The 350-nt window shown below is 60.6% G+C and carries 1 protein-coding gene; it reads right to left on the bottom strand.

What is annotated here, in order from left to right; genetic code table 11:
* Nucleotides 1–74: 74 nt before the first annotated feature.
* Nucleotides 75–329 (bottom strand): hypothetical protein, encoded by a 255-nt coding sequence (locus SB754_RS19505; protein ID WP_410784053.1) that lies wholly within the window; start codon nt 327–329, stop codon nt 75–77.
* Between the last annotated feature and the right edge of the window lie 21 nt (nt 330–350).

Here is a 350-nt window from a genome sequence, read left to right as displayed (position 1 = left end):
GCCTGTGCTAACATCCGGAGCACCAAAAGAAATCCACAAATCATGAATTTAGAGGGGTCAGTTCAATGAAAACTTCAATCAAGCTGCCGGTTCTGCTGCTGGCGCTGATTCTGGCTTTCTCGGCCTGGGCTCAGGACGAGGCTCAGGATCAATCGGGAGCCGGCGGCGACGAGGCAGCGGAGACCGTCACCGAGCCTGCCGCACAGGATCCCCAGGATGAGTCCGGCGCGCAATCCGAGGATCACCTGGAAGCTGGTGTGGGTGAAACGGTCTTCCTGGGCCTTGGCGGCCTCGACGACCTTCGGGTGGCGGTGGCCGGTATTCAGCACCGCAATGCCGCCAGCGAAGTC

This window comes from Leifsonia sp. SIMBA_070 (genome assembly GCF_046534635.1).
Lineage (GTDB): Bacteria > Actinomycetota > Actinomycetes > Actinomycetales > Microbacteriaceae > Leifsonia.
The sequence above is the reverse complement of the archived record's forward strand: the minus strand, read 5'-3'. Positions and strand labels throughout refer to the sequence as shown.